Origin of the sequence: Thermus tenuipuniceus (assembly GCF_002964845.1) — a bacterium.
In the GTDB taxonomy this organism is placed as follows: domain Bacteria; phylum Deinococcota; class Deinococci; order Deinococcales; family Thermaceae; genus Thermus; species Thermus tenuipuniceus.
Window position 1 is genome coordinate 23512 of sequence record NZ_PRDA01000062.1, and the last position, 6551, is coordinate 30062.

A 6551-nucleotide genomic window follows, 5' to 3' on the forward strand; every position below is an offset into this window, starting at 1 on the left:
TGGCCTTAGGGTCTAGCGCTTCTTGCGCTCCGCCTGGACCTCGTCCAGAATCTTCTGCACCTGGGGGGCCACGCCGTCCAGGGCTGCCTTCAGCTCCGCCTTACCCTGCCACACGGGTTCCAAGGCCTTGTTGATGAGTTGCAGGGCCTCGTTCCAGCGCTCGAAGGTTTCCGTGGGCCTTGCCGTGCGGTTTACCGTGAGGAAGTATTGCTGGTTCTTGGGAGGCGGGGGCACGAAGAAGTCCTTGAGGTTTTGGATGCTGCGGTCCACATTCTTCACATCTACCCCCCGGGCGGGGATGATGAGCCCGGTCCTGGTGAAGATGCGGTTGGCCTCAGGGCCGGCCAGGAAGGAAAGGAGCTTCCAAGCGGCCTCCGGGTTCCTGGAACCGGCCGCTATCACCCAGCCGGAGCCGTCTATGTCCACGATGCTTCCTGCCTTGCCCCGGGGAAAGGGCACCACGTCGAAGTCGAACTTGGCCCGGGCCTTAAGGGTGGGTACCCGCCAGCGCCCGTCCACGATCATCCCCGTCTGTCCGTTTAGGAACATGGTGAAGGCCCCGCGGTCCTGGGCCTCCTCGGGAGTGGGGGCCACGTGGTGTTTGTAGCGGAGGTCCAGATAAAACTGCAAGCCCTCCAGGGACGCCGGGCTATTCAGCAGGAACCGGCTGTGGTCAGGGCCATAAAACCGCCCGCCCGCACTCCAGACCCAGGGTTCCCAGAAGAGGTAGAAGGTCTGGAAGGAAACCCCCCACTGGACCCTTTTGCCATCCTTTTCCACGGTGAGGGCCCTGGCATAGCGGAGGAAATCCTCCCAGGTCCAGTCGGGCTTGGGATCGGGCAGGCCCGCCTTCTTGAGGAGGGTGCGGTTATAGAAGACCACCAGGTTGGAGACGTCCCGGGGCAGGCCGTACTGCCTTCCCTCCCACTGGAAGGCCTTGAGGATGCCCGGGAAGATATCGGCGGTGGGGTACCTGTCCCGCTGGATAAAGGCGTCCAGGGGAGCCAGCACGCCCCTCGAGGCCATCCCCGGGAAGTCTATGTTGTTGAGGAAGAAGACATCCGGCGGGGTACCGGCCGCCATCATGGCGGTGATCTTGGCCAGGTACTCGGCGGAGGGGATGTTGATGTACTCCACCTGGATGCCCGGGTTCTTTTCCTGGAAGACCTTAAGCACCTCCTGGTATGCCTTGATCTCCTCCTGGCTCCCCCAGCTGGCCAGGACCAGCTTCTGGGCAGACGCAAGCCCTAGGAGCACCGCCAAAACAGCCACAACCCACCTTCTCATGGTTCACCTCCAAAGACCCATTGCCCCGTAGGGGCATACGCCCCTGCGAGGGCCTCCAACGCGGCCCGGATCTGGACCGCGCGGTAGCCGTGGGTAGCCAGATAGCCCGCAGGCCTCCCAGGGAGGAAGCGGAGATCGTCGGGATTGCCCAAGGCTACCAGGTAAAGGGGTTTGCCAAGGGCCAAAAGCTCCTTAACCAAGGCCCTTTGCCCCTCCTTGAATCCCCCGAGCCAGCGGTAGGTGGAAACCACCAGGCGCTCCGCCTTCCTGGCCTCCGCCAAGGCCTTCTGGATCTCCACAGGGGTGGGATCCTCCGAAAGGATGAGCCCCCGGCTTCCGGGAAGGTACTGGGGGGCAAGGTCCGCCAGGGTGGGCTCTGCCCCGTAGCGGTCGGAGATCCTCAGGCCCAAGACCAAGGTTCCCTGACCAGGTATGGGCAGGGGGCCAAAGCGGTGCACCACCCCCCGCCGGGCCGCCTCGAGGGCCAAGGCCTCCTCCTCCTTTGGGGTGAAAGGGCATTCCCCCCGGCCTGCCTTAAGGCCCTGAGCCCGCCTTCTGGCCTCCTCCGCCCGGGAAAGGGGAATCTCCTGGCCCAGGGCCTTGGAAAGCCGGGCGTGCACCTCCCGGATGGCCGCCTCATCGGGTTCCAGAAGGAGCAAATCGGCTCCGGCCTTCACGGCTAAAACCGCCGCCTCCCCCGCCCCGTAGTGGCGCTTGATGGCCCCCATGGCCATGTCATCGGTAAGGATGGCCCCGGTAAAGCCCATCTCCCTCCGGAGCAAGCCTGTGAGGATTTTGGCCGAAAGGGTAGCGGGGTATTGGGGATCCAAGGCGGGAAAGAGGATGTGGGCAGCCATGACGGCCGGCATCCCCGCGGCCACATAGCGGCGGAAGGGAAGGAGCTCCGCCCCCTCCAGGGCCCCCTTGGGCTTATCCACCCGGGGTAGGTCCAGGTGGGAGTCCACCCCTGTGTCCCCATGCCCGGGGAAGTGCTTGCCCACGGGCTTCGCCCCGGAGCGCAAAACCCCCCGGGCAAAGGCCAGGCCCATGCGGGCCACCCGCTCGGGGTCGGCGCCGAAGGAGCGAAGGCCGATGATGGGGTTGTCGGGGTTGGTGTTCACGTCCAGAACCGGCGCCAGGTTCACATCCGCCCCAAGCCGCCGCACCTGGCACCCCAGGGCCCAGCCCACCCGCTCCACCAGGCCCTCATCCCCGCTGGCGGAAAGGGCCATGGCCGAGGGGAAGCGCACCACCCCCTCCCGGTAGGAGGTAAAGGGCCCCCCCTCCTGGTCCACCAGGAGAAGCAGGTTGGGATCCAAGGCCCTAAGACGGGCCACCACCCCCTGGGAATCCCGGCGGAGGTTGGAGGGGTAAAGGATGACCCCGGCGGGACGGACCTCCTTGAGAAGGGCCACCGGTACCTCTTCCCCCTTGAAGCTCACAATGAGAAAGTTTCCCGCCTGGGCCGCCGCCATACCCATTCCCGCCAGGATGGCCAAAAGCCTCACCTCCTCACCTCCGCCAAAGCCCCCCTGACCCCCTTTTCCTCCAGGAGGGCCAAGGCTTCCTCCGCCCCCAGCCCCAAGGCCACCAAGGCCGCCAAGGCGGGGTCCCGGTAGACTTCCAGAAGCCTTTTCGCTTCCTCCCCTGAAACCCCCGCCATCTCCTTCACCATCTCCGCGGCCCGGGTCCGGAGCTTGGCGTTTTGCACCCGCATGCGGGCCATGCGGTTCCCATAAACCCGGCCCAAACCCACCATCACCAGGGTGGAAAAGAGGTTCAGGGCCACCTTCTGGGCCGTACCTGCCCCCAGGCGGGTGCTCCCGGCGATGGGCTCGGGCCCGGTGTTGAGAAGGATGGGATGGTCCGCCTCCAGAAGGAGGGGGGTTCCGGGATTGCTGGCCAGGGCCACGGTCAGGGCTCCCTGTTCCCTGGCCCCCCGCAGTACCCCGAGGGTAAAGGGGGTCTGGCCGCTGGCCGCCACCGCCAGGAGGACATCCTCGGGAGCCACACTCCTTCCCAGGGTTAGCCCCCCCTCGAGGTCATCCTCCGCGCCCTCCACCGCCTCGGAAAAGGCCCTTTCCCCACCGGCCAAGAGGAAGCGCACCCGGCTGAAGCCAAAGGTGGGCAGGAGCTCCACCCCATCCAGCACCGCCAGCCGCCCGCTGGTCCCTGCCCCGGCGTAGGCCAGGTAGCCCCCTGCCCGTAGGCGCTCCACCGCGGCCCCGGCGGCTTTCTCCAGGGCAGGAAGGGCCTCCTTAAGGGCGGCCACGGCCCGGAGCTGGGCCTCGTAAAGGGCCTCGAGGATCTCCCCTGCGGGCCAGAGGTCCAGGTCCCGGTAGCGCTGGGCCACGCCTTCCGTCATGACACCTCCGCAGCCAGGGCATTTCCCACCGCCCGGCGCAGGGGGGCCAGGGAGGACCGGTGCCGGGTCGGGTGCACGGCGTTGGTCAGAAGAGCCCAGGCGTACCCCCGCTCCGGGTCCACCCACACCCCCACCCCGGTGAAGCCCGTGTGGCCGAAAGCCTTTTCCGAAGCCAGGCTCCCCCCTTGCCAGCCGGGCCTCTTCCTCTCCCAACCCAAAAGCCTTTCCCCGTGGGGCCTCTGCATTTCCTCCAGGGCGGCCCGGGAAAGCCAGGTGCCCCGCAGGATAGCCGCAAGCTGGTCCAGAACGCCCCCCAGGGTGCCGAAAAGCCCTGCATGCCCGGCTGCCCCCCCAAGGGCAAAGGCGTTTTCATCGTGCACCTCTCCCCGGAGCACCCGCTTCCTCCAGGGGCAAAGCTCCGTGGCCACGCTCCGCTCTGGAGGCGGGGAGAAGCTAAGGCCAGGGGGTAAAGGGAACGCCCCAAGGGGCTTACCCCTTAGGCGTTCCAGGAGAAGGCCCAGGAGAATGTAGCCGATATCCGAGTACTGAGGTTCGCCCAAGGGCCAGGGGTGCTGGAGCACCCGGGCCTTTAAAACCTCCCCTTCCCCCCAGGTGTACAAAGCCTCCCAGGCGGGGAGGCCCGCCGTATGGGCCAAAAGAGCCCGCACGCTTACCCCCTTAAGGGGATGGTCCTGAAGCCAGAGTATCTCGGGGAGGTGCTGGGAGAGGGGGTCATCCAGATCCAAAAGGCCCTCCTCCACCGCCCTCAGCACCTCCCGCAAGGTGAAAAGCGGTTTGGTAAGGCTTGCCAGGTCAAAGTAGAAACCCTCCTCCAGGGGAACCGGTTCGGGTATCCTTTGGGCCAACCCCAGGTGGAAGACCTCCTTACGGCCATCCGCATGGACTATCCCAAGGGCTGCCCCAGCAACCATACCCCTGGTCACCGCCTCCTCCAAAAGGGCCCTGGCCCGCATGGCCCCAAGTGTATAACGGCCTGCTATTGGTAGGCAAGTGGTAGAATATCGCCATGGCCCACGGCCCCCTTTACCTGGAACTGGCCCGACGGCTCAGGGAGGGTATTCTTCAGGGCAACTTCCAGGACGCCCTCCCCCCGGAACGGGCCTTGTCCGAGGCCTTCGGGGTATCTCGGGATAGCGTGCGCAAGGCCTTGGACCTTCTGGAGGAGGAAGGCTTGGTGGTCCGCCGGCAAGGAAGCGGCACCTTTGTGGCCAAAAGGGCCACCTTCCGCACCCGGCTCAGGGGTTTCAGCGAGGAAATGGAGGCCCTGGGTATGAAGCCCGGCACCAGGGTCCTGGGCGTGGAGAAAGGCCCTGCCACCCCAGAAGAGGCCATGGCCCTGGGCCTCTCCCCAGGGGAAGAGGTGCTCCGCCTGGTGCGCCTTAGGCTTGCGGACGGAGAGCCCATGGCCCTGGAACGGGCCACCCTGCCCGCCTGGGCCCTGGATGAGGTCCCCCCAGGTTCCCTCTACCAGGCCCTCGAGGCCAAGGGCTTGAGGCCCGTGCGCGCCCTGCAACGCCTCCGGGCCGTGGCCGCCCGGGAAGAGGCCAGGCTGCTTGGGGTGGAGCCGGGAAGCCCCCTCCTTCACCTGGAGCGGATAAGCTATCTGCAGGACGGAAGGCCCGTAGAACGGGTGAAGAGCTGGTACCGGGCGGACCGGTACGAGCTCCTGGTGGAGCTCTCATGAGGATACTGGGCCTCATGTCGGGAACCAGCGCCGACGGGGTGGACCTGGTCCTGGCGGAGTTCACAGGCTCCCCTCCGGAGGTGGCTCACCGGGTCCTGGCCCACCGGGAGGTGGCCTACCCGGAGGAGCTGCGGATGCGGGTACTCCGGGCCATGCGCCACGCGGACACCCAGGAAATCGCCCTCCTCCACCACGACCTGGGGCGGTTCTATCTGGAAGCTGCGTTCCCCTTCAGGGGAAGTGCCGAGCTGGTGGCCCTTTCGGGCCAGACCATCTGGCATGAGCCACCCAGGGCCACTTTCCAGCTCGGGGAACCCAGCTACCTGGCCCTGGGCCTGGGAGTCCCCGTGGTCTATGGCTTCCGGGCGGTGGACCTGGCGGCAGGGGGGCAGGGCGCCCCCCTGGTGGCCTACCCCGATCTCCTCCTCTACGGGGAGGTGGGAAGGCGGATGGCGGTGCACAACCTGGGGGGCATCTCCAACCTTACCTCCTTCCAGGACCAAGACCCCGGCACCCTCTTGGCCTTCGACACCGGACCCGGGATATGCCTCTTTGACGAGGCGGTAGAGTCCCTGGGCCTCTCCTTGGAGGAGGCCGTGGCCCTGGCGGAAGGAGCCCACACCGACGAGGAGGCCCTCCAGGCTTGGCTTGCCCACCCCTACTTCGGGCTCCCCCCACCCAAGACCACGGGCCGGGAGGTGTGGCGCCTTGACGCCCTCCGCCCTCTCCCCCAAGACCCCGCCGCCCTCCTCCGCACCCTCCTGGAGCTCACCGCCCGGAGCGTCCTCGAGGCCTACCGGCGGTTTGTGGGGGAGGTGGACCAGGTCCTGCTGGCGGGAGGCGGGGCGCGGAACCGGGTTTTGGTCCGGCTTTTGGCCCAACACCTGCCCGTGGCGGTCATGGAAAATCCCAAGGTGCGGGAGCCCTTGGCCTTCGCCCTCCTGGGCTACCTCTACCGCTTGGGAGAGGTGAACGTCCTGGGCCGGGCCACGGGAGGCCGGGACCTGCGGGCCGGGCAGGTGGTGGCACCCTAGGAGGAAAGCATGCTGGAAGGCCACATCCTCACCCCCACGGGCTTCGTCCGGGGAAGGCTCCACTTCTCCGAGCAGGTTGAGGCCGTAGAGGAAGCCCCCGTGGAAGGCCCCTACCTCCTCCCTGGCTTCCTGGACCTCCACGTCCACGGCGGAGGTGGCC

At 66.9% G+C, this 6551-nt stretch carries 6 protein-coding genes and 1 pseudogene; 3 read left to right on the forward strand and 4 right to left on the reverse strand.

Going from position 1 to position 6551, the window contains the following annotated elements; genetic code table 11:
- Positions 1-12 precede the first annotated feature (12 nt).
- Genes C2847_RS11300 through C2847_RS11315 form a run of 4 tightly spaced genes read right to left on the reverse strand, consistent with a single transcriptional unit; the run spans position 13 to position 4626 of the window.
- Positions 13-1287, reverse strand: a complete 1275-nt coding sequence (locus C2847_RS11300; RefSeq protein ID WP_105318445.1) for an ABC transporter substrate-binding protein — start codon at positions 1285-1287, stop codon at positions 13-15.
- Positions 1284-2795, reverse strand: coding sequence for a glycoside hydrolase family 3 N-terminal domain-containing protein (locus C2847_RS11305; RefSeq protein ID WP_105318446.1), 1512 nt, complete (start codon positions 2793-2795; stop codon positions 1284-1286). The genes C2847_RS11300 and C2847_RS11305 overlap by 4 nt, the downstream gene beginning before the upstream one ends.
- Positions 2792-3652 carry an N-acetylmuramic acid 6-phosphate etherase gene (locus C2847_RS11310; protein WP_105318447.1) on the reverse strand — a complete coding sequence of 287 codons (861 nt, stop codon included), beginning with the start codon at positions 3650-3652 and terminating at the stop codon, positions 2792-2794. Before C2847_RS11310 ends, C2847_RS11305 begins: the two co-directional genes overlap by 4 nt.
- Positions 3649-4626 carry a serine hydrolase domain-containing protein gene (locus C2847_RS11315; RefSeq protein ID WP_105318448.1) on the reverse strand — a complete coding sequence of 326 codons (978 nt, stop codon included), beginning with the start codon at positions 4624-4626 and terminating at the stop codon, positions 3649-3651. The genes C2847_RS11310 and C2847_RS11315 overlap by 4 nt, the downstream gene beginning before the upstream one ends.
- A gap of 53 nt (positions 4627-4679) precedes the next feature.
- Here C2847_RS11315 and C2847_RS11320 point away from each other — a divergent pair, with 53 nt between their 5' ends.
- The 3 genes and pseudogenes from C2847_RS11320 to C2847_RS12955 form a co-directional block, all read left to right on the forward strand.
- Positions 4680-5357, forward strand: coding sequence for a GntR family transcriptional regulator (locus tag C2847_RS11320; RefSeq protein ID WP_105318449.1), 678 nt, complete (start codon positions 4680-4682; stop codon positions 5355-5357).
- Entirely contained in the window at positions 5354-6391 is a 1038-nt protein-coding gene (locus tag C2847_RS11325; protein WP_105318450.1) for an anhydro-N-acetylmuramic acid kinase, read from the forward strand. Before C2847_RS11320 ends, C2847_RS11325 begins: the two co-directional genes overlap by 4 nt.
- Positions 6392-6400: 9 nt before the next feature.
- Positions 6401-6551 (forward strand): annotated as a pseudogene (locus tag C2847_RS12955) (N-acetylglucosamine-6-phosphate deacetylase); the annotation flags it as partial.

Coding starts and splice junctions, on each gene's coding strand:
- C2847_RS11320 (WP_105318449.1), top strand. CDS start 4,680: ATGGCCCACGGCCCCCTTTACCTGGAACTGGCCCGACGGCTCAGGGAG.
- C2847_RS11300 (WP_105318445.1), bottom strand. CDS start 1,287: ATGAGAAGGTGGGTTGTGGCTGTTTTGGCGGTGCTCCTAGGGCTTGCG.
- C2847_RS11310 (WP_105318447.1), bottom strand. CDS start 3,652: ATGACGGAAGGCGTGGCCCAGCGCTACCGGGACCTGGACCTCTGGCCC.
- C2847_RS11315 (WP_105318448.1), bottom strand. CDS start 4,626: ATGCGGGCCAGGGCCCTTTTGGAGGAGGCGGTGACCAGGGGTATGGTT.
- C2847_RS11325 (WP_105318450.1), top strand. CDS start 5,354: ATGAGGATACTGGGCCTCATGTCGGGAACCAGCGCCGACGGGGTGGAC.